This window comes from Streptomyces sp. NPDC034099 (assembly GCF_055575415.1).
On the sequence record NZ_JBVISR010000005.1, the window covers coordinates 291905 to 312389 of the forward strand.

The window sequence follows — 20485 nt, forward strand, 5'->3', positions numbered from 1 at the left end:
AAGGGCCGCACCATGTCGAAGCGCTTCACTTCGCTCGCCTTGACAGCACACCCCCCGGCTGCCACGCGCCGCGGGCGAGGACGCTCACGCCGAGTCCTCGCCCCCTTCACGGCCGTGTCCGTGCTGGTCGCCGGGGCGGCACTGGCCGGCTGCGGACAGCAGCGCGACGCCGACACCTACACCGTGATGAACTCCTCGACCGACGAGTCGTACCACCGCTGGGACGCGGAGGCGATGGCCCGCTGCGGCAAGGAGCTGGGCGTCACCATCGAGCAGCAGAGCGTCCCGGCGGCGCAGGTGATGACGAAGGCGCTGCGCATGGCCTCGTCCAAGTCGCTGCCCGACATCGTGCAGTTCGACGCCTCCGAGATGCCGACCTTCGCCGACGCGGGCGGCCTGGTCGACCTCAGGACCCTCGGGCTGAGCACCGACGACATCCCCGACGGCATCGTCGACTTCGGCTCGTACAAGGGCACGTACTACGGCGCGGCCCGCTCCGTGAACACCCTCGCCCTCTTCTACAACAAGGACGTCCTCGCCGAGGCGGGCGTGAAGGTGCCCACCACCTGGGCCGAGCTGCGCCGGACGGCGAAGAAGCTCACGCGGGGCAAGCAGTACGGGCTGGCGCTCAGCGCGGGCGGCGCGGAGGACGGCGTCTTCCAGTTCACGCCGTTCATGTGGTCCAACGGCGGCGACGAGACCGACCTGGACGGACCGAAGGTCGTCGAGGCCCTGGACTACTGGAAGAGCCTGCTGAAGGACCGTTCGCTGTCGAAGTCGACGGTCAACTGGACCCAGGCGGACGTCAACGACCAGTTCATGGCCGGGAACGCGGCGATGATGATCAACGGTCCGTGGCAGGTGGAGACCCTCAACAGCGACAAGTCGCTGCACTGGGGCATCGCGCCGATCCCGGTGCCCGAGGCCGGCGACGACTCGGTGGGTCCGCTCGGCGGTGCCGTCCTCACCGTGCCCAACACCGGTGACGAGGCCCGGGAGAAGACGGCCGGAAAGATCGTCGCGTGTCTGGCGAGCGAGAAGGAGCAGCTGACCTACGCGCTCAACAGCTGGATGGTCCCGGCCAACGCCAAGGCCGCCGCCGTCTGGCGCGAGAAGGTGCCCGAGCTGGACTCCCTCGCCGACCAGGTGGCCGTCGCCCGGTCCCGGACGGCGAAGCTCGGCGCCGGTTGGTCGAGTGTGTCGCTCGCGCTGCAGAGCGCCTTCCAGTCGGCCCTGACCGGCCAGTCCAGTGAGACCGCCCTGAAGCGCGCCCAGCAGCGGGCCACGAGCGGGAACTGAGGTACGCCCCCATGACCACGCCCATGCCCACGTCCACCGTCACCGCGCGGACCCCCGCCGAGGCGTCCGGGTCCGCCACCGCGCCCGACCCCGGCCGGATCGCGCGCCGCCGCAGGCTCACCCAGTGGGGGTTCGTCGCCCCCGCCGTCGTCTTCATGCTGCTGTTCTTCGGCTACCCGCTCGTGCGCAACATCGTGATGAGCTTCCAGGACTACACGCCGAAGACCTTCTTCACCGGTGAGGCGCCCTTCAACGGCGCCGACAACTGGTCCAACGTGTTCCAGGACGCCCTGTTCGGCAAGGCCCTGTGGCACACGCTCGTCTTCACGGCGGGCTCGCTGCTCGGCCAGTTCTGCATCGGCCTGGCGCTCGCGGTCTTCTTCAGCCGCCGCTTCCCGTTGAACGGGGTGCTTCGCTCGCTGATCCTGCTGCCCTGGCTGGTGCCCATGGTGGTGTCCGGCATCGTCTGGCGGCGCATCCTCGACCAGGACACGGGCGTGCTCAACTCGTTCCTGGACACCCTCGGGATCGGCGGTCACACCCCCTGGCTGACCAGCCCCGAGATGGCCCTGGTGTCGGTCATCCTGGTCAACATCTGGATCGGCATCCCGTTCAACATGGTCATCCTGTACGGCGGTCTCCAGGAGATCCCGAAGGAACTGCACGAGGCGGCCGCGCTGGACGGCGCCTCGGCCTGGCGGACCTTCCGCTCGGTGACCCTGCCGATGCTCAAGCCCGTCGTCACGGTCGTCCTCGTGCTGGGCTTCATGTCGACGGTGAAGATCCTCGACCTGATCCTCGCCCTGACCGACGGCGGACCGGCCGACGCCACCCAGACGCTCGGCACCCTGACCTACCAGAACTCCTTCGTCCAGCTGGACTTCGGCGCGGGCGCCGTGGTCGGCAACGTACTCATCCTGATCTCCGCCGTGTTCGCGGTGTTCTACCTGCGGGCCAACCGCACCGAGGGGAAGTGACGTCCATGGCCTCCCACACGCCCACCGCCTCCCGGCGCCGCTGGGGCTCCACCGTCGCCGGCGTGCTCATCCTGTGCGTGATGCTCTTTCCGCTGTACTGGATGCTCAACACCGCGCTCCAGCCCGACTCGGGGCTGCTCCAGGTCGACCCGGTGCCGGGCAGCCTGGACCTGTCCGGCTTCTCCAAGGCGATCAGCGACCAGGGCGGGCACCTGCTGACCTCGCTGGCGGTCTCGCTCGGCGCGGTCGCCATCTGCCTGGCCGTCTCGGCGCCCGCCGCGTACGGCCTCGCGCGGTTCGGGCTGCGCGGCTCGCGCACCATCGTGTTCGGCACGCTGATCACCCAGATGGTGCCGGGCATCGTCATCGCCAACGCGCTCTACAACTCCTACGTCGACCTGGGCCTGGTCAACTCCTACTTCGGCCTGATGCTGGCGGACGCCTCGCTGGGCATCCCGTTCTCCATCGTGCTGATGCGCTCCTTCATGGTGTCGATCCCGGGCGAGGTGATCGAGGCGGCGCAGATCGACGGCGCGGGGCCGGTGCGGACGTTCGTACGGGTCGTGCTGCCGATGAGCCGCAACTCCCTGATCACCTCGGGTCTGTTCGCGTTCCTGTTCTCGTGGAGCGACTTCATGTTCGCGCTCACCCTGAACACGACCGACGACGTCAAGCCCATCACCCTGGGCATCTACCAGTACATCGGCGCGCACGTCGGCGACTGGGGTTCGGTGATGGCGGCCTCCGTGCTGTCGGCGGTGCCGGCGGCGGTCCTCCTCGTCCTCGCCCAGAAGTACATCGCCGCCGGGATCTCCGGCGGCTCCGTCAAGTGAACCTCGCACCACCCCGTACGCAGGGAGATGAGCAGCACAGCATGAGTGAGTACCCCAGTTTCCCGCCCGGTTTCGTCCTCGGCGCCGCGACCGCCTCGTACCAGATCGAGGGCGCGGCTCAGGAGGACGGCCGCGGTCCGTCGATCTGGGACACCTACAGCCACACCCCCGGTCTGGTGGTGAACGGCGACACCGGGGACGTGGCCTGCGACCACTACCACCGCTACCCCGAGGACGTGGCCCTGCTGCGCGATCTCGGTGTGGACTCGTACCGCTTCTCGATCGCCTGGCCGCGCATCGTGCCGGACGGTTCGGGCGCGGTGAACGCCAAGGGCCTCGACTTCTACTCCCGCCTGGTGGACGAACTGCTGGCGGCGGGCATCGAACCGGCCGCCACCCTCTACCACTGGGACCTGCCGCAGGCGCTGGAAGACCGGGGCGGCTGGCGGGTGCGGGAGACGGCGGAGCGGTTCGCCGAGTACACGGCGGTCGTCGCGGAGCACCTCGGCGACCGGGTGCCGCGCTGGATCACCCTCAACGAGCCGTGGTGCAGCTCCTTCCTCGGCTACTCCATCGGCCGGCACGCGCCCGGCGCCAAGGAGGGCCGGGGCGCGCTCGCCGCCGCCCACCACCTGCTGGTCGGCCACGGACTGGCCGTGAAGGCGCTGCGCGCGGCCGGGGTGCGCGAGGTCGGCATCACGCTCAACCTGGACCGCAACCTGCCCGCCACCGACTCCCCGGCCGACCTGGCGGCGGTGGTGCGCGCGGACACCCAGCACAACCTGGTGTGGACCGAGCCGATCCTCGCGGGCCGCTACCCGGCCACCGAGGAGGAGACCTGGGGCGAGCTGATCACCGGGGCGGACTTCCGGCGCGACGGCGACCTGGAGCTGATCTCCCAGCCCCTGGACTTCCTCGGCGTCAACTACTACCGGCCGATCGTGGTCGCCGACGCCCCCCACCGCGAGAGCGACCCGGGGCGGCGCGTGGCGACGGACAACCGCTACGAGGAGGTACGGCACCCCGGGGTGCGGCACACGGCGATGGACTGGCCGGTCGTGCCGGACAGCTTCACCGACCTGCTCGTCGCCCTGAAGCAGCGGTACGGCGACGCGCTCCCGCCGGTGCACATCACGGAGAACGGCTCGGCGGAGGACGACGCGCCCGCCGCCGACGGCACGGTGCACGACACCGACCGGGTCGCCTACCTGCGCGACCACCTGACCGCGCTGCGGGCGGCGATCGACGCGGGCGTGGACGTGCGCGGCTACTACGTGTGGTCGCTGCTGGACAACTTCGAGTGGGCGTACGGCTACGACAAGCGCTTCGGCATCGTGCGGGTCGACTACGACACCCAGGAGCGCACGCCGAAGGACAGCTACCGCTGGTACCGGGAGATGATCGCCGCGAACCGCGGGTGACCGGGGCGGGCTGACGCGTAGGGCCGCGGGACGGCCGCCCTCCGCGTCAGCCCGCGTCCCTCTCCGCGTACGCCGCCGGGTCGGCCAGCACCTCGCGGACGATCACGCCGGCCGCGCCCCGGGCCGCGTCGCCGAGCGAGGACGCGGCCCGCAGCCGTTTGCCGTCCTCGCTCCACAGCCCGGACACCACGCGCAGGGCGAGTTCGCGGTCGACGGCCGGGGCGAGCCACTCCATCAGCTCGCGGTAGACACCGCCGAGCATCACCGCCTCGGGGTCGAAGAGGTTCACCGCGCCCGAGACCACGACGCCCAGTTGCCGCCCGGCGCGTTCGATCGCCGACAGCGCGGACGGGTCGCCCCGCCGGGCACGGCGTCCGAGTTCGGCGACGCCCTGCGCACCACCCGCGTCCGCCTCGACGCCCGCGGCGCTGAGCAGCGCGGCCTGTCCGGCGTACTGCTCCAGGCAGCCGTGGGCGCCGCACCGGCACAGCGGGCCCTCCGGGTCGACGACCATGTGCCCGATCTCCCCGGCGAAGCCGTGCGCGCCGCGCAGCAGCTCGCCGCCCAGCACGAGGGCGCCGCCGATGCCGATCTCGCCGGTCAGGTACAGGAAGCTGCGCACGCCCTCGGTGCCGGCGCCGAACCACAGCTCGGCGAGGGCGGCGGCGTTGGCCTCGTTGTCGGAGCTGACCGGCAGGGGCCGGTGGGCGGGGCGCAGGGCGAGGAGCGCCTGCGCGAACAGTCCCTCGACGGCGACCCGCCGCCAGCCCAGGTTGGGTGCCTGGCGCACGGTGCCGCCGGTCACCAGCCCCGGCAGGGCGACATGGGCGCCGGCCGGTACGAGGTCCTGCTCCGCCGCCGAGCCGATGGCGCGCGCCGCCAGCCGGGCCGCGCGCGCCAGGACCTCGGAGGGCTGGACGCCGCGGTTGTCGACGTGTTCCACGAGCCGCACCCGGTCGGTGCCGGCGAGGTCGACGACGCACACCGCGATGTAGTCGATGTTGATCTCGACGCCGAGGCCCGCCGGACCCGAGCGGGACACCTTCAGGACGGTGCCGGGCCGTCCCGCCTGACCGCTGCTGGTCTTGCCCCACTCGGCGACGAAGCCGTACTCCAGCAACTGCTCGACCAGGGACGACACCGCCGCGCGGGTCAGTCCGACATGCGTGGCGACGCCGGCCCTGGTCGCCTCCCCCGCGTCGTGCACGGCCCTCAGGACCAGGCTGAGGTTGTGCCGTCTGACCGTGGCCTTGTCGGCCTTCGGCTCCAAGGGGGTGAGGTTGTTCATCATGGTGCCGTCGAGCGTATGCGACACCCGGGGCCGACGGCCCCGGGTGCTGCGGCGGCTAGGCCGGCAGGTTCCACTTCTGGGTGCCGAGGCCGTTGCAGTCGTAGATCTGCAGCTTGGTGCCGTTGGCGGTGCCGCCGGACGAGATGTCCAGGCAGCGGCCGGACTGGGGGTTGAACAGCGAGCCGTCGCTCCGGTGGCGCCACTGCTGGCCGCCGACGCCCGGGGCGCAGTCCCACACCTGGACCTTGGTGAAGTTGGCCGTGCCGTTGCCGTCGATGTCCAGGCACTTGCCGAACGCGCGCACCGTGCCGTCCGGGGCCACCGACCAGCGCTGTCCGGTGGCGGTGGAGCAGTCCCACAGCTGGGCGGCGTTGCCGTTGCGGCTGGTGTTGGTGTCCACGTCCAGGCACTTGCCCGCGACCCACGGCGTGGTGACCTGGCCGACCGGTCCGCCGAGGCCACCGGTGCCGAAGCGGACCTGGCACTGGTTGCCGGTGCCGAGCCAGGTGGCGGTCAGGTAGAGGAAGGAGGTGCCGTCGGCGCGCGGCACGATCGGTGAGCTGTAGCCCGGGCAGGAGGGCTCGCCGGGGTTGTAGCCGCCGGTGGGGCCGGTCAGGACCGGGGCCTCGATCTCGGTCCACTCCCCCGCGCCGAGGCGGGTGTTGGCGAAGACCACGGTGCCGGACTCCGACAGGACGGTCTTGTTCCCGGTGGGTCCGCTCACCACGCGCTGGCCGGACATCAGCAGGGTGCCGTCGGGGCCGCCGCCCGGTGTCCAGGCGAGGTAGGGGGTGTGCAGCAGCTCCCTGCCGTCGGCGGTGCGCACCAGGGTGCCGGGGTTGTCGGCGGGCGCCCAGTTCAGGCCGTCGGGGCTGGTCTTGGTGTACACCTCGCAGGCGTGGTCGGCGTCGGTGGCGTCCCGGCACATCTCGTACGCCATCATGAACCGCCCGTCGGGCAGCGGGACGACGATCGACATGCCGGGGCGGGCGAGGTTGTCGGCGGGGAAGGCGACGTCCTGGGTGAGCGTGCCGCTCCAGGTGCGGCCGCCGTCGGTGGAGGTGTAGTGGCCGATGACCTGGTTGTTGGTGGGGCTGTTCGCGGGCCGCTCGTCGGAGATGAAGCAGGCCAGCGTGTTGTCGGGGGCCAGCAGGAACCAGGGCTCCCAGATGCCGTGCCCGATGGTGTCGGGCAGGCCGCTGGTGCGGGTGCAGTCGGAGAGGTACTGCCAGCTTCCGCCGTGGTCGGTGCTCTTGAAGACCTCGACGCGCTGCGTGGTGTAGTCACCGGCCTGCCAGGCGGTGCCGGCGGCGAGGAGGTCGCCCTGGTTCAGGCCGTTCGCGGTGCGCGGCACCTCGTAGAGGACGGGTGCCTCGATGTCCCAGCCCGGGGTGTGCGCGGTGAGGGTGGAGATCGGGGCGGCGCTCCAGGTGCGGCCGCCGTCGGTGCTGCGGTGGACGGGCAGCGTGTTGGTGGCGCCCTGTTCGCGCTTGGCGTAGGTGGCCAGCATGGTCTGGCCGGCCGAGCCGTCGTGGTCGAGGCGGACGGCGCGGGGGTAGCTGTTGTCGCCCTGCGGGTGGGCCGCGAGGTCGGGTGACGCCAGGACCTGCCCGGCGGGCGCCGCCGACGCGGGCTGCGACCACAGGGACAGCAGGGCCGTGAGCAGCGCGAGGACGCCGAGCAGGGCCGGTGATCTTCTGTGGGTGAGTGATGGGTTGCGCACGGGTCGACTCCTTGGTGGTGGGGATGTCGGGTGGTGCGGATCGGTGGGCGGGGTGGGCCGGCGGTCAGGCGGTGGGGCGGGCCAGTGGGTCGTCGCCGATGTACGGGTCGGTCCGCGTGTCCACGTCCAGCGCGGTCCGGGCGGCGACGGTGCCGTCCACGACCAGCGCCAGGTGCAGCCGGCCGCTGGTCCAGCCCTCGGGCAGCGCGGCGGGCACGGTGACGGGGGCGCCGAGGACGTGCGGCTTGGCCTCCGCGCGGCAGCCGGGGACGGCGTCGCCCGGCGCGTCGGGCGTCCTGGCGTACACCGGGGTCCAGGTGGTGTGCAGGGTGCCCGCGACCGGGTCGGCGCCGTGGTGGGAGACGTGCACGTCGACCGTGAAGTCGGGGCCGGTGGTGAGCAGGTCGCGGCCCGGTGCCACCGGCGTCACGTCCAGGACCAGGGTCGTCGGCGCGTTGGCGTGGGCCGGGTCGACGCCCGCGAGGTCCTTCGCGCCGCGCCCGAAGTCCAGCAGTCCGGCGCTCTCGTGCTCGATGTCGTACAGCTCCGTGTACACGTACCCGGCGAGCCGGTCGTGACGGCGCAGCTCCTGGGTCTGCCAGCGCAGGTGCCAGGCGCGGTCCAGGCCGGTGAAGCCGCCGCCGTACTCGCTGTTGAGGTTGGGCAGGCCGCGCAGCGGCTGGCCGGGGACGGCGAGCTTCTTGTGGACGACGAAGTCGGGTCCGAGCTTGACGGGGAAGTCGTCGCGTTCGCCGGAGAGCAGGTCGGCGACGGTGGTGGCCCAGGAGGCGGCGCTCTCGTCGTAGTAGTGCCAGTCGAGCAGGTCGGTCCTGACGTGGGTCCAGCCGGAGTTGTCGACGACCGGGCGGGTGGCGTCGAGGGCCTTGAGTCGGTCGTAGGCGTCGGCGGTGGCGCGCTGCTTGGCCGGGTCGCCGGGGATGTCCCAGTCCAGGCCCCATTCCTCGTTGTACAGGCCCCAGATGACGATGGCGGGGCTGTTGCCGTCGCGTTGGACCATCGGTTCGATCTGCTCGGTGAAGGCGGCGACGGAGGCGGGCGAGAAGCGGCCGGGCGAGGCGGGCTCGGCCCACAGGAGCATGCCGAGGGTGTCGGCGTGGTGGGCGAAGCGGGGGTCTTCCAGCTTGAGGTGTTTGCGGACGAGGTTGTAGCCGGCCTCGGCGGCGAGTTCGAGGTCGCGGCGCAGGGCGGTGTCGTCGGGGGCGGTGATGCCGGTCTCGGGCCAGTAGCCCTGGTCGAGCACGCCGCGCACGAACAGCCGCCGCCCGTTGAGGTACAGGGCTTCGCCGTCGGCGGTGATGGTGCGCAGTCCGGTGTACGCGGCGACCCGGTCGGTGCCGTCGGCGGAGGTCAGTTCGGCATCGACGTGGTAGAGGTGCGGGTCCTCGGGGGACCACAACCTCGGTGCGGCGAGCGGGAGTTCGGTGCGCAACCGTCCGTCGGCGTCCATGGTCGCCGTGACGGCGGTGTCCTCCTCGCGCACCCGCAGCCGCAGTTCGGCGCGGTCCGCCGCGGGGCCGTGCACGACGGCTTCGACGGTGATGCCGGTCAGGTCGTCGTTCGGGCGCAGCCGGAGCGCGGCGAGGTGGGTGGCGGGACGGGCCTCGAGCCAGACGCTCTGCCAGATGCCGGAGGAGGGGGTGAAGCAGACGCCGTCGTAGTCGTCGCGGGGCATGCTGCGCTGCTTGCCGTGGGCGATGTCCCGCTTGTCCGCCGGGGCGTGGACCCGCACCGTGAGCAGGTGATCGCCGTCGCCGAGCGCGTCGGTGACGTCGGCGGCGAAGGGGGTGTAGCCGCCCTCGTGGTGGGCGACCTCGGTGCCGTTCACCCAGACCGTGGCGGCGTGGTGCACGGCGCCGAAGTGCAGCACGACGCGCTGTCCGGCCCAGTCGGCGGGCACGGTGAACGTGCGCCGGTACCAGGCGGTCTGCAGCCAGTGCTCGGCGATGCCCGAGGCGGGCGTCTCCCAGGCGAAGGGCACGGTGATGGCGCGGTCGTAGCCCGCGGACGCGTCGGCGGAGTACCGCTCGGCGGCATCGGCGCGGAAGTCCCAGGTGCCGTTGAGGCTGAGCCAGGAGTGGGACCGGTCGAAGTGCGGGCGGGGGTATTCCGGACGGGGGATGGTCATGGGCGTGTGTGCTCCGATTCGGTGCGGCTGTGGGGCGGTCGGCGGTGTACGGGGGGGAGGTCAGCCCTTGACGCTGCCCGCGAGGATCCCGTTGATGAAGTGGCGTTGCAGCAGGACGAACAGGGCGAGCACGGGCAGCATCGCGATGCTTCCGGCGGCGAGCAGTTCGCCCCAGACGGTGGCGAAGTCGGCGCCGACCCGGTTGCCGGTGACGTTCTGCGCGAGGGTGGAGAGCACGACCTGGAGCGTCTGGTGGCTCTCGTCGTTGACGGCGACGACCGGCCAGACGAAGTCGTTGTAGATGTTCATGGCGGTCAGGACGCCGAGCGCGGCGATGCCCGGCCGGATGACCGGCACCACGATCCGGGCGAAGATGCCGAACTCGCTCGCCCCGTCCACGCGCCCGGCGTCGAGGAGTTCGTCGGGCACGGCGGCGATGGTCTGCCGCATCCAGAAGATGCTGAAGGCGTCGATGCTGCCGGGCAGGATCAGCGCCTGGTACGTGTTGACCCAGCCCAGTTCGCTCATCTCCAGGAGCAGCGGGATGACCAGCACGAGGGTCGGCAGCATCAGGGTGAGCATCAGCACGCCGAAGAGCAGGTTCTTGCCGGGGAAGCGGTACTTGGCGAAGGCGTAGCCGGCCAGCGGGCAGAAGAACATGGTCATCGCGCCCTTGACGGCCACGACGAGCACGGTGTTGACGAAACCGGTCCCGATCGGCACGTCGTCGAACATGGCCCGGTAGTTGTCGAGCGTGGCCGAGCCGAGCGAGAGGGACAGCGGGTCGCGGACGATGTCGGCCGGCGGCTTCAGCGAGGAACTGACGGCCCACCAGATGGGATAGACGAACACGAGGGCGAGGAGGCCGAGCACGAGGTACTGGAGCGGCCCCGGCCGGGGCTGGGACAGACTCCTGCTCGTCTTCTTGGTCAGGCTGGTCATGGTCACTCGTCTCGGGAGCGGAGCAGGCGCACGGACAGCAGGGACAGGGCGAACACCAGCAGCACGAGCAGGAAGGAGTTCGCGGCGCCGGTCCCGAGGTCGGACGCCAGGATGTGGTTGTAGAGGTAGAGTCCGCCGGTGGTGGTCGAGCCGTACGGGCCGCCCTGGGTGACGACGAACGGCTCGGCGAACATCTGGAACACCGCGAGGGTCTGCACCACGACGAGGAAGGCGATGCTGCGCCGGACCAGTGGCAGGGTCAGCGACCAGAACTGCCGCTTGCGGGAGGCGCCGTCGAGGGCGGCGGCCTCGTACACGTCGGCGGGCACGGCCTGGAGCCCGGCGAGCAGGATGATGATCGCGAACCCGGTGGTCTTCCACAGGAACAGCAGCGCGAGTGTGGGTTTGGCCCAGGCGGTCGACTGGAGCCAGTCCACGTCGGGCAGGCCGACGAGGTTGAACAGGTGGTTGACCAGCCCGTAGTCGGTGTCGAAGGCGACGATCCACACCTGGGCCATCGCCACCAGCGGGGTGACGAAGGGTGCGATGAAGGCGACCCGGAACATGCCGCGCAGCCGCAGCCGCGCGTTGGCCAGCAGCACCGCCGCGGCCAGGCCGCCGACGATCTGGAGGGGCACGATCAGCAGCCACATCACCGCGCTGTTGCCCAGCGAGGACCAGAACTCCTCGCTGGTGAGCAGGTAGGTGTAGTTCTCCAGGCCGATGAAGTTCGCCTCGCCGGCGCCCTTCCAGTCGGTGAAGCTCAACTGGAGGGCGAAGACGAGGGGGTAGACGCCGAAGGCCGCGAAGACCAGGTAGAACGGCGCGACGAAGAGGTAGGGCGCGAGGAAGGGCTTGCGCCGGGAGCGGCGGGCGGGGCGCCGCGCGTCCGGGGCCTGTGCCTCGCGCGACGGGGTGAGGGTGCCGGGTGTCATGCGCGGTCCACCAGGTTGCGCTGGATCTTCTTGGTGGAGTCGTCGATGACGTCGTCGGGTGCCATCTTCCCCTCGATGAGGCGCTGGAGGTTGTTGCCGAGGTAGTCGACGGACTTGGCCCACCAGGCCGGGATCGGCGCGGCGGACGGGATGGTGTCGGCGGCGTCCACGGCGACCTTCCACAGGTCCTGTCCGCCGAGCGCGGCCACCGGTTCGAACAGCGGCTTGTCGGGGCGGCGGGCGGGTCCGTAGCTCGGCACCGAGGTGGTCAGACCGTCCGGGTAGACCTCGCCGGGGCCGTAGACGGCGCTGTAGCCGGGCTCCTTGAAGCACAGGAACTCGTAAAGCAGCCAGGCGAGTTCGGGGTTCTTCGCCTTCGCCGGGATGATGAAGCTGCTGCCGCCCATGGCGCCGCTGCGCGCTCCGCCCGGGGTCCAGGCCGGCAGGGGTGCGGCCCGCCACTTGCCCTTGCCCTTCTTGAGCAGCTGCTGGGGTGCGAAGGACCACCACACCGCCCACGGGACCAGGGCCTGCTGCCCGTTCTCCAGGGCGGCGAGGTCGGCCTGCTTGAGGTATTCGGCGTGGGTGACCAGGTCGTCGTCGACGGCGTCCCGGACCCAGTTGAGGATGTTGCGGTACTCCTTGGAGTCCAGCCGCACCCGGCCTTCGGCGTCGGCGAGGCTGGTGCCCTGCTGGCCGGCGAGCATCTCCAGCCAGAGCTGGCCGAGGAAGGGGTCCTTCTCCATGTGGAGGGGGCGGGCCTTCGGGTTCTTCTCCCGCAGCGACCGGGCCGCCGCCAGCAGGTCGTCGTAGGTCTTCAGCCCGGCCGGGTCGACTCCGGCGTCCTCCAGCAGGTCCTCGCGGTACCAGAGCAGCCCGGGGTCGAGGTCCCAGGGCACGCCGTAGATCCGGCCGTCGACGGTGTTGACCGACAGCTTGTACGCCGAGGTCTTGTCGCGGTAGGGCGCTATCAGGTCGGTGAGGTCGTACAGGTGCTCCGCCTGGCCGCCGATCTTGGCGTCGTCCCAGAAGCTGCCGTCCGGCAGGTCGGTGCCGCTGATCAGGGTGTTGGCGAGCTTGGCGTCGATGTCGACGGCCTGGTGGTTGACCTTGATGCCCGGATAGGCCTTGCGGAAGGCGTCGATGGCCGCGTCGAAGACCTTGAACAGGTCGCCGGAGCGGTTCCAGATGGTGATCTCGCCCTTGGCCGACGCACTCGGCGTCCCGGTGAGCTTGCGCGGCTCGGACCCGGAGGATCCGGGGGCGCACGCCGCGAGGGGACCGGCGGCCGCGGCGAGCGCGCCGGCGCCGAGCGCGCCGCGCAGAACGCTGCGCCGGGGGACGGATGATCTGGACATGAGCACGGCTCCTCGGTCGGAATGCGGGCTGGGGTGCGTGGGACGGGGTGGCTGGGCAGGAGTGGACGTGGACGCGCGCAGGCGTCGTCGGCGGCGCGGCGGCACGGACGTGGCCCATGCCGTCGCCCGTGCTTTGCAACGATGCAGAGATGATGCTGCGCCTTTTGCAACGATGCAATAGCTGAGTAACATCAACCTGCGTCAGCGCCGGTCCGCACCGGCGCGAACGCGAGATGCTGCCGACCGAAGCCCCGCGGGGGCCGTGAGGGGGAACTGGATGGCCGGCTCCACACTCCGCGACGTCGCCCGACGCGCCGGAGTCTCGATCCGCACCGTGTCCAACGTGGTCAACGGTTCGGTGCCCGTCTCCGACGAGTTGCGGGTCCGGGTGCAGGCCGCGCTCGACGAACTCGACTACCGGCCGAACCTGGTGGCCCGCAATCTCCGCCGGGGCCGCAGCGGCATGATCGCCCTGGTCGTCCCCGAACTGGACGTGCCCTACTTCGCCGAACTGGCCCGCGAGGTGATCACCGCGGCCCGCACCCACGGGTACGTCGTCATGCTCGACCAGACCGACGGCGACGGCGACCGCGAGCGGGAGCTGCTGGGCCGCGAGTCCCGCGCCACGATGTTCGACGGCCTGCTGCTGAGCCCGCTGTCCATCTCCGCGGACGAGCTGCGCCGGCGCACCAACAGGGTGCCGGTCGTGCTGCTCGGCGAGCACATCTTCAACGGCAGCTTCCACCACGTGGCGATCGACAACATCGTCGCGGCCCGGGAGGCGACGGAGCATCTGCTCGGCCTCGGCCGCCGGCGCATCGCGGCCATCGGTGACCAGCCCTACAGCACCGGCGAGACCGCGCAGTTGCGTACGACGGGATACCGCCAGGCACTGGAACGGGCCGGTCTCACCGTCGACGAGGAACTGATCGTCCCCACCCCGCGTTTCCACCGCCACCTCGGCGCCGAGGCCATGGAACGCCTGCTCGCCCTGCCCGAGCCGCCCGACGCGGTCTTCTGCTACAACGACCTGCTGGCCATCGGCGCCATGCACACCCTGACCCGGGCGGGAGTACGGGTGCCCGACGACATCGCCGTCGTGGGGGTCGACGGCATCCAGGAGGGCCGGTACAGCTCGCCGTCGCTGACCACCGTCGCCCCGGACAAGGCCGCGATCGCGCGCACGGCGGTGAGCACCCTGCTCGGCGTGATCGACGGTTCGGCGCCCGCGCCGACGGAGGCCAAGGCGCCGCACCGGCTGCTGGTGCGGCAGAGCACGGTGGGGGCACCGGTCGGCTGACGGCCGCCCGGCACCCCCCGCGTCCTGGTCCTTCCGGCACCCGGACGCCCCCGGGCACCCTTGCCGCGCCCCCGCCCTGCACCTAGCCTGACTTTGTGCCGCAAATAAACAAAGCCCGATCGCACAGCGCCGTGCCGGGCAACCGCGACGACCTCACCCGTCTTCGAGCCGCCCTGACCGCCTTCTTCGCCCTCGACGGCTTCGTCTTCGCCGGCTGGGTGGTCCGGATCCCCGCCATCAAGGAGCAGACCGGCGCCTCCGCCAGCGCCCTGGGGCTCGCCCTGCTCGGTGTCTCGGCGGGCGCCGTCGTCACCATGACCCTCACCGGACGGCTCGTCCGCCGCTACGGCAGCCACCCCGTCACCGTCGCCTGCGCGGTCCTGCTCTGCCTCAGCGTCGCCCTGCCCCCGCTCACCCACTCGGCGCTCGCCCTCGGCGCCGTACTGCTGCTCTTCGGCAGCGCGTACGGCGGGATCAACGTCGCCTTCAACAGCGCCGCGGTCGATCTGGTGGCCGTACTGGGGCGCCCGATCATGCCCAGCTTCCACGCGGCGTTCAGCCTCGGCGGCATGGTCGGCGCGGGGCTCGGCGGGCTGGTCGCCGGATCGCTGTCGCCGACGCGGCACCTGCTCGCCCTCACCGTGACCGGCCTGCTGGTCACCCTGTTCGCGGGCCGTGCCCTGCTGCGCTGCGAGCCCGCCGCGCCGCCGGAGCGCAGGCCCGAGCAGGACGGCACCCCGCACCGCCGGGACCGCCGTACCCGCCGCCTGGTCCTCACCTTCGGGCTGATCGCCCTGTGCACGGCGTACGGCGAGGGCGCGATGGCCGACTGGGGCGCCCTGCACCTGGAGCAGGACCTCGACGCCTCTCCGGGCCTGGCGGCGGCGGGCTACTCGTGCTTCGCGCTCGCCATGACCGTCGGCCGGCTGACCGGGACGACACTGCTGGAACGCCTGGGCCGGACGGCCACGGTGGTGGCCGGCGGCACCACCGCGGTGGCCGGGATGCTGCTCGGCTCGCTCGCCCCCTCCGTGGGGGCGGCGCTGTTCGGCTTCGCGATCACCGGCCTCGGGCTCGCCAACATCTTCCCGGTCGCCGTCGAGCGGGCCGGCGCGCTCGGCGGCCCCAGCGGTGTGGCGACCGCCTCCACCCTGGGCTACGGCGGCATGCTGCTCGGTCCGCCCGCGATCGGTTTCCTGGCCGACTGGCTGTCCCTGTCCGCCGCCCTCACCAGCGTGGCCGCCCTCGCGGCGGTGGCCGTACTGGTCGCGGTCGCGACGCGACGCGCGGCGGTTACCGGCTGAGCCGTGCCGCCGCCCCTCGGGAACGTGCCGGGAAGGCCTGCCTTCAAGTCCGCTCCATGCGGCACACTCCCTGCCATGAAGACCGCCGCGTACGTCGAGATCCTGGACCGTGAAGGTGCGTTGCTGGCCGCGGCCGCCGAGGCGGCGGGCAGTGACGCCGAGGTGCCGACCTGCCCCGGCTGGCGGGTGCGGGACCTGCTGCGGCACACGGGGGCGGTGCACCGCTGGGCGACGGCGTTCGTCGCCGAGGGGCACCCCGGACCCCGGCCCGCCGCCGACCCGCCCGACCTCGACGGTGCCCCGCTCCTGGCGTGGTTCCGGGAGGGGCACCGTCGGCTCGTCGACACCCTCGCGGGCGCCGCACCCGACGTGCGGTGCTGGCACTTCCTGCCCGCGCCGTCACCGCTGGCCTTCTGGGCCCGTCGGCAGGCCCACGAGACGACCGTGCACCGGGTCGACGCCGAATCGGCCCGCGGCGGTGAACCCACCGGTGTCGGCGTGGACTTCGCGGTGGACGGCATCGACGAGCTGCTGCGCGCCTTCCACGCCCGTCCGAAGAGCGCCGTACGCACCGAGGAGCCCCGCACGCTGCGGGTGCGGGCGACGGACGCGCCGGACGCCGTGTGGACCGTACGGCTGTCCGCGCAGCCGCCGGCGACCGTGCGGGAGGACGCCGGGGACGCCGACTGCGAGCTGTCCGGCCCGGCCGCACTGCTCTACCCCGCGCTGTGGAACCGCCGGCCGTTCCCGGAGGTGACCGGCGACGGCGCGCTCGCCGCGTTGTGGCGCGAGCGGTCGGGCGTCACCTGGACGTGAGCCGGACGGCGCAGTGGATCAGCCGGACAGCAGCCGGTGCAGCACCGCCCGCTGCACCGGGAGCGCCTCTCCGTGCCGGGGCGCGCCCCTCCGGGGTGAGCGCGATCCGCACGCCGCGCCGGTCCTCGGGGCACATGGCACGGTCGACGAGGCCCTCCCTCTCCAGCCGGGCGACCACCCGCGGCAGGGCGCTCCGGCTGAGGTGGACCCGTTCGGAGATCTGCTGGACGCGGTATCCGCGGGAGCCGCGACCGTCCTCGTCCGGTGACCCGGCCAGGACGTCGAGAACCTCGAAGTCGCTGCCGCACAGCCCGTGTCCGTGCAGCGCACGGTCGAGTTCGCACTGGACGCGGGCGTGACGGACCAGGATCGAGCGCCACCGGCTCACGAGCGCCTGTTCGGCCTTCTTCGCCGCCATCCGCGCACCGTGGCGGAGCCCGTCGCGGCGGTCACCGCGCTGCCCGATCCCCGCTCGTCCTGGGAGACTTGGCGCCATGGACACCCATGGGGGACGGCGTACCCAGGCCGAGCGCGACGCCGTCACGGTCGAGATCGGTTACGCGCTGTGCAGTGCGGCGTTCGCGGCGGCCGTGCTGTTCGGGGCGGTGGCGGGGCCCGCGTATCTCTTCGGTCTGACGGGCGGGGTGCGCACCGCGCTCGTCGGGGCGGGTGCGGTGTCGGCCGTGGTGGTGTTCTTCGTCCGGGTGGTGAGCGTCCTGGTCCGGTTCCCGCGCGGGGGTCAGCCGAGCCAGCCCGGCCGTACCAGGCCCGACTCGTAGGCCAGCACGACCAGCTGCGCCCGGTCGCGGGCGCCCAGCTTCACCATGGTGCGGCTGACGTGGGTCTTGGCGGTCAGCGGGCTGACGACCAGCCGGCGGGCGATCTCCTCGTTGGACAGTCCGATGCCGACCAGGGCCATCACCTCGCGCTCCCGCTCGGTCAGCCGGGCCATCTCACCGGCCGCCGCGGGCTCCTTGGAACGGGCCGCGAACTCGGCGATCAGCCGGCGCGTCACCCCCGGCGACAGCAGCGCGTCACCGTCCACCACCGCCCGCACGGCGCGCAGGAGTTCCTCGGGTTCGGTGTCCTTGACCAGGAAGCCGGAGGCCCCGGAGCGGATCGCCTCGAAGACGTACTCGTCGAGTTCGAAGGTGGTGAGCATGACCACCTTCACGTCGTGCAGCCCCGGGTCGCCGGTGACGCGGCGGGTGGCGGCGAGGCCGTCGAGCAGGGGCATGCGGATGTCCATGAGGACGACGTCGGGGCGCAGTTCGCGGATCGAGCGCACCGCCTCCTCGCCGTCGGCGGCCTCGGCGACCACCTCGATGTCCGACTGCGCGTCCAGCAGTGCCCGGAAACCGGCCCGGACCAGTGACTGGTCGTCGGCGAGCAGCACACGGATCACCGGTCGTCCTCCTTCGACTGCGCCGTACGGGTCACGTGGCCGCCTTCTTCACGTCGATCGGCAGGGTCGCCAGCACCCGGAAGCCGCCGTCCGGACGCGGGCCCGCCTCGATGGTGCCACCCAGTGCCGCCGCGCGCTCCCGCATCCCGGCCAGCCCGTTGCCGCTGCCGCCCGCGTCGGCGCCCGTCGCGGGGCCGTCGTCGTCGACGCGCAGCAGCAGCGTGTCCCCGTCCCGGTCGAGGCGGACGCGCGCGTGCCGGGAACCCGAGTGCCGTACGACGTTGGTGAGCGCCTCCTGCACGATGCGGAACGCGGCCAGGTCGGTGCCGGGCGACAGGCGCGGCGGCTTCCCCTCCACCTCGACGATGAGGCCCGCGCTCGCCGCCTGCTCGACCAGTTCGGCGAGCCGGTCGAGGCCGGGGGCGGGAGCGCGCGGCGCGTCCCCGGGGGTGCGCAGGGTGTCGAGCACCTGCCGCACCTCGCCGAGCGCCTCCTTGCTCTGGTCCTTGATGGTGCCGAGCGCGGCGCGGGCCTGTTCCGGGTCGGTGTCCAGGAGGGCCAGTCCGACGCCGGCCTGCACGTTGATGACGGAGATGCTGTGCGCGAGGACGTCGTGCAGTTCGCGGGCGATCCGCAGCCGCTCCTCGTCCGCGCGCCGCCGCGCCGCCTGGGCCCGCTCGGCCCGCTCCCGCGCCCACTGCTCGCGGCGGGCCCTGGCCAGCTCCGACAGGGCCGCGACGGCCACGACCCAGGTGGCGATCACGAGCTCCTGCCCCCAGGACGCGGCCGAGTCCCCGGACGGCGGCAGCCACCGGTAGAGCCAGTGCGCCACCAGGGCGTGCCCGGCCCACAGGGTGCCCATCGCCGCCCACGCGGCCCTGCGGTGCCCGGCGACGACGGCACTGAAGCAGGCCACGGCGACGGCCACGAACACCGGGCCGTACGGGTATCCGGCGCCCAGGTAGACCAGGGTGGTGACCGCCGTGCCGAACACGACCGGCACCGGGTGGCGCTGCCGCCACAGCAGGGCGGCCCCCGTCACGAACAGCAGTGTGTGGGCGAAGGGGTCCAGGCCGGCCCGCTCGCCCTCCTGGGTGTGGGCGGCGAAGTTCGAGCCGAACAGCACGAACGCCGTGACGAGCACGGTGGAGCGCCAGGGCCACCGCGGGCGCTGCTCCTCCTCGCCCCGCAGGTTCCACCACGGGGGGCCGTGCCGCCACCACTGCGGCGCCCGGCCCTCGCGCTCGCGCTGTCCGTCCATGTCCGCCACGCTAGACGCCGGGCCCCGCGGACGGCGTCACCCGAGCGTGGTGATCACACGTACTCCCGGCGAAGTACGCCCGCCGGCGCTCAGGCGCCGGTCTCCTCCCCCGTGGACGGCGCGGACGGCTCGGACGGCGCGGGCCGCCGGTCCATCGCCCCCAGCGCCCGCTGCGCCAGCGGATGGCTGCGGACCAGCTCGCCCAGCGAGGTCGAGCCCTGCGTGATGTCCTTGAACGCCTTCCAGGCCGGGCGGAAGCCGGTCAGGGCCGCGTGGAAGAGGCCCGGCCGGCGCTCGAACACCGTCAGCATCCGCTTGCCGACGCTCATCTCCACGCCCAGACCGGCCTTGATGGCGAACGCGTAGTTCAGGGCCTGCTTGCGCGCGTCCACCGCGTCGTGCGCCTCGGAGACGCGCACCGCCCACTCCCCCGCGAGCCGGCCCGAGCGCAGGGCGAAGGAGATGCCCTCGCGGGTCCACGGCTCCAGGAGCCCGGCCGCGTCCCCGCAGACCAGGACCCGGCCGCGCGACAGCGGCGAGTCGTCCGCGCGGCAGCGCGTCAGATGGCCGGAGGAGATGCTGGGTTCGAATCCGGCCAGCCCCAGCCGGGCGACGAAGTCCTCCAGGTACCGCTTGGTCGCCGCGCCCTCGCCGCGCGCCGAGATGACTCCGACCGTCAGCGTGTCGCCCTTGGGGAAGACCCAGCCGTAGCTGCCGGGGATCGGGCCCCAGTCGATGAGCACCCGGCCCTTCCAGTCCTCGGCGACCGTCTCGGGCACCGGGATCTCCGCCTCCAGGCCGAGGTCGACCTGGTCGAGCTTCACCCCGACGTGCGCGCCTATCCGGCTGGCGCTGCCGTCCGCGCCGACCACGGCCCGGGCCAGCACCGTCTCGCCGCCCTGGAGGACGACGGCGACCGTGCGCCGGTCCGGCACCGCCGAGCCGTGCTGCTCCACCCGGGTCACGGTCGCCCCGGTGCGCAGCTCGGCGCCCGCCTTCTGGGCGTGCTCGACGAGCTGCAGGTCGAACTCGGGCCGGTTGATCAGCCCGAACAGCATCTGCCGGGAGCGCCGGGTCCGGGTGAAGCGCCCGTTGTTCGAGAAGGTCACCGCGTGCACACGGTCCTGGAAGGGCAGCTCGAAGCCGGGTGGAAGGGAGTCGCGCGAGGGACCGATGATGCCGCCGCCACATGTCTTGTAGCGGGGCAGCTCCGCCTTCTCCAGCACCAGGACGCGCCGCCCCGCGACCGCCGCCGCGTAGGCGGCCGAGGCCCCCGCCGGTCCCGCGCCCACCACGACCACGTCCCAGACCTGACGCGCGTCGTCCGCCGAAGAGTTCTCGCTGCTCACGATGGTCTACTGCTCCGATCAAACCGCATGCCGCACCTGACCCCCGCATCCTACGGCGGGCATCGCCGCAGGCCACTGTGGGAGGATCGGCCCGTCATTCCAAGTACTCCTTGGTACAACGTCGC

General features: G+C 72.3%; 18 protein-coding genes. 8 read left to right on the forward strand and 10 right to left on the reverse strand.

The window, feature by feature from the left end; translation table 11 throughout:
* Window positions 1–12: 12 nt before the first annotated feature.
* The 4 genes from ACZ56V_RS17110 to ACZ56V_RS17125 are packed head-to-tail and all read left to right on the forward strand — an operon-like array spanning window position 13 to window position 4530.
* Window positions 13–1299 carry an ABC transporter substrate-binding protein gene (locus ACZ56V_RS17110; RefSeq protein WP_468943081.1) on the forward strand — a complete coding sequence of 429 codons (1287 nt, stop codon included), beginning with the start codon at window positions 13–15 and terminating at the stop codon, window positions 1297–1299.
* A gap of 23 nt (window positions 1300–1322) precedes the next feature.
* Complete coding sequence (locus tag ACZ56V_RS17115) at window positions 1323–2276, forward strand: carbohydrate ABC transporter permease (RefSeq protein WP_468943497.1); 954 nt, start codon at window positions 1323–1325, stop codon at window positions 2274–2276.
* 5 nt (window positions 2277–2281) lie between these two features.
* Window positions 2282–3109, forward strand: a complete 828-nt coding sequence (locus tag ACZ56V_RS17120; RefSeq protein WP_356364343.1) for a carbohydrate ABC transporter permease — start codon at window positions 2282–2284, stop codon at window positions 3107–3109.
* A gap of 41 nt (window positions 3110–3150) precedes the next feature.
* Window positions 3151–4530 carry a GH1 family beta-glucosidase gene (locus ACZ56V_RS17125; protein WP_467381264.1) on the forward strand — a complete coding sequence of 460 codons (1380 nt, stop codon included), beginning with the start codon at window positions 3151–3153 and terminating at the stop codon, window positions 4528–4530.
* 46 nt (window positions 4531–4576) lie between these two features.
* Here the strand turns inward: ACZ56V_RS17125 and ACZ56V_RS17130 are convergent, their stop codons facing one another.
* The 6 genes from ACZ56V_RS17130 to ACZ56V_RS17155 all read right to left on the reverse strand — a co-directional run bounded on the left by ACZ56V_RS17130 (window position 4577) and on the right by ACZ56V_RS17155 (window position 12925).
* The gene (locus tag ACZ56V_RS17130; protein WP_398911861.1) at window positions 4577–5821 is read right to left on the reverse strand and encodes an ROK family protein; all 1245 of its coding nucleotides are present in this window, start codon (window positions 5819–5821) and stop codon (window positions 4577–4579) included.
* 55 nt (window positions 5822–5876) lie between these two features.
* Window positions 5877–7544: a ricin-type beta-trefoil lectin domain protein gene (locus ACZ56V_RS17135; protein ID WP_468943086.1), complete on the reverse strand. Its 1668-nt coding sequence runs from the start codon at window positions 7542–7544 to the stop codon at window positions 5877–5879.
* 64 nt (window positions 7545–7608) lie between these two features.
* Window positions 7609–9690: a glycoside hydrolase family 2 protein gene (locus ACZ56V_RS17140; protein WP_468943089.1), complete on the reverse strand. Its 2082-nt coding sequence runs from the start codon at window positions 9688–9690 to the stop codon at window positions 7609–7611.
* Window positions 9691–9750: 60 nt separating this feature from the next.
* The gene (locus ACZ56V_RS17145; RefSeq protein ID WP_468943092.1) at window positions 9751–10632 is read right to left on the reverse strand and encodes a carbohydrate ABC transporter permease; all 882 of its coding nucleotides are present in this window, start codon (window positions 10630–10632) and stop codon (window positions 9751–9753) included.
* Between the two features lie 2 nt (window positions 10633–10634).
* Complete coding sequence (locus ACZ56V_RS17150) at window positions 10635–11567, reverse strand: carbohydrate ABC transporter permease (RefSeq protein ID WP_467381273.1); 933 nt, start codon at window positions 11565–11567, stop codon at window positions 10635–10637.
* Window positions 11564–12925, reverse strand: a complete 1362-nt coding sequence (locus ACZ56V_RS17155) for an ABC transporter substrate-binding protein (RefSeq protein WP_467381275.1) — start codon at window positions 12923–12925, stop codon at window positions 11564–11566. Before ACZ56V_RS17155 ends, ACZ56V_RS17150 begins: the two co-directional genes overlap by 4 nt.
* A 277-nt stretch (window positions 12926–13202) precedes the next feature.
* On the opposite strand from ACZ56V_RS17155, the gene ACZ56V_RS17160 reads away from it, so the two are divergent.
* The 3 genes from ACZ56V_RS17160 to ACZ56V_RS17170 all read left to right on the forward strand — a co-directional run bounded on the left by ACZ56V_RS17160 (window position 13203) and on the right by ACZ56V_RS17170 (window position 16345).
* Window positions 13203–14225: a LacI family DNA-binding transcriptional regulator gene (locus tag ACZ56V_RS17160; protein ID WP_398911867.1), complete on the forward strand. Its 1023-nt coding sequence runs from the start codon at window positions 13203–13205 to the stop codon at window positions 14223–14225.
* A gap of 131 nt (window positions 14226–14356) precedes the next feature.
* The gene (locus ACZ56V_RS17165; RefSeq protein ID WP_398911868.1) at window positions 14357–15529 is read left to right on the forward strand and encodes an MFS transporter; all 1173 of its coding nucleotides are present in this window, start codon (window positions 14357–14359) and stop codon (window positions 15527–15529) included.
* A 75-nt stretch (window positions 15530–15604) separates the two neighbouring features.
* Window positions 15605–16345, forward strand: coding sequence for a maleylpyruvate isomerase family mycothiol-dependent enzyme (locus tag ACZ56V_RS17170; protein WP_468943097.1), 741 nt, complete (start codon window positions 15605–15607; stop codon window positions 16343–16345).
* Here ACZ56V_RS17170 and ACZ56V_RS17175 read toward each other — a convergent pair.
* Entirely contained in the window at window positions 16332–16763 is a 432-nt protein-coding gene (locus ACZ56V_RS17175) for a MarR family winged helix-turn-helix transcriptional regulator (protein WP_468943100.1), read from the reverse strand. The two genes, ACZ56V_RS17170 and ACZ56V_RS17175, sit on opposite strands and share 14 nt — an antisense overlap.
* 76 nt (window positions 16764–16839) lie before the next feature.
* Between ACZ56V_RS17175 and ACZ56V_RS17180 the strand changes: the two genes are divergently transcribed.
* A complete protein-coding gene (locus ACZ56V_RS17180) occupies window positions 16840–17124 on the forward strand; it encodes a DUF6332 family protein (protein ID WP_398911871.1) in 285 nt (94 codons plus the stop codon).
* Here the strand turns inward: ACZ56V_RS17180 and ACZ56V_RS17185 are convergent.
* The 3 genes from ACZ56V_RS17185 to ACZ56V_RS17195 all read right to left on the reverse strand — a co-directional run bounded on the left by ACZ56V_RS17185 (window position 17085) and on the right by ACZ56V_RS17195 (window position 20360).
* The gene (locus ACZ56V_RS17185; RefSeq protein WP_356372603.1) at window positions 17085–17750 is read right to left on the reverse strand and encodes a response regulator transcription factor; all 666 of its coding nucleotides are present in this window, start codon (window positions 17748–17750) and stop codon (window positions 17085–17087) included. The two genes, ACZ56V_RS17180 and ACZ56V_RS17185, sit on opposite strands and share 40 nt — an antisense overlap.
* Before the next feature lie 31 nt (window positions 17751–17781).
* Entirely contained in the window at window positions 17782–19011 is a 1230-nt protein-coding gene (locus ACZ56V_RS17190; RefSeq protein ID WP_468943104.1) for a sensor histidine kinase, read from the reverse strand.
* A gap of 89 nt (window positions 19012–19100) precedes the next feature.
* Window positions 19101–20360 carry a geranylgeranyl reductase family protein gene (locus tag ACZ56V_RS17195; protein ID WP_467381281.1) on the reverse strand — a complete coding sequence of 420 codons (1260 nt, stop codon included), beginning with the start codon at window positions 20358–20360 and terminating at the stop codon, window positions 19101–19103.
* Between the last annotated feature and the right edge of the window lie 125 nt (window positions 20361–20485).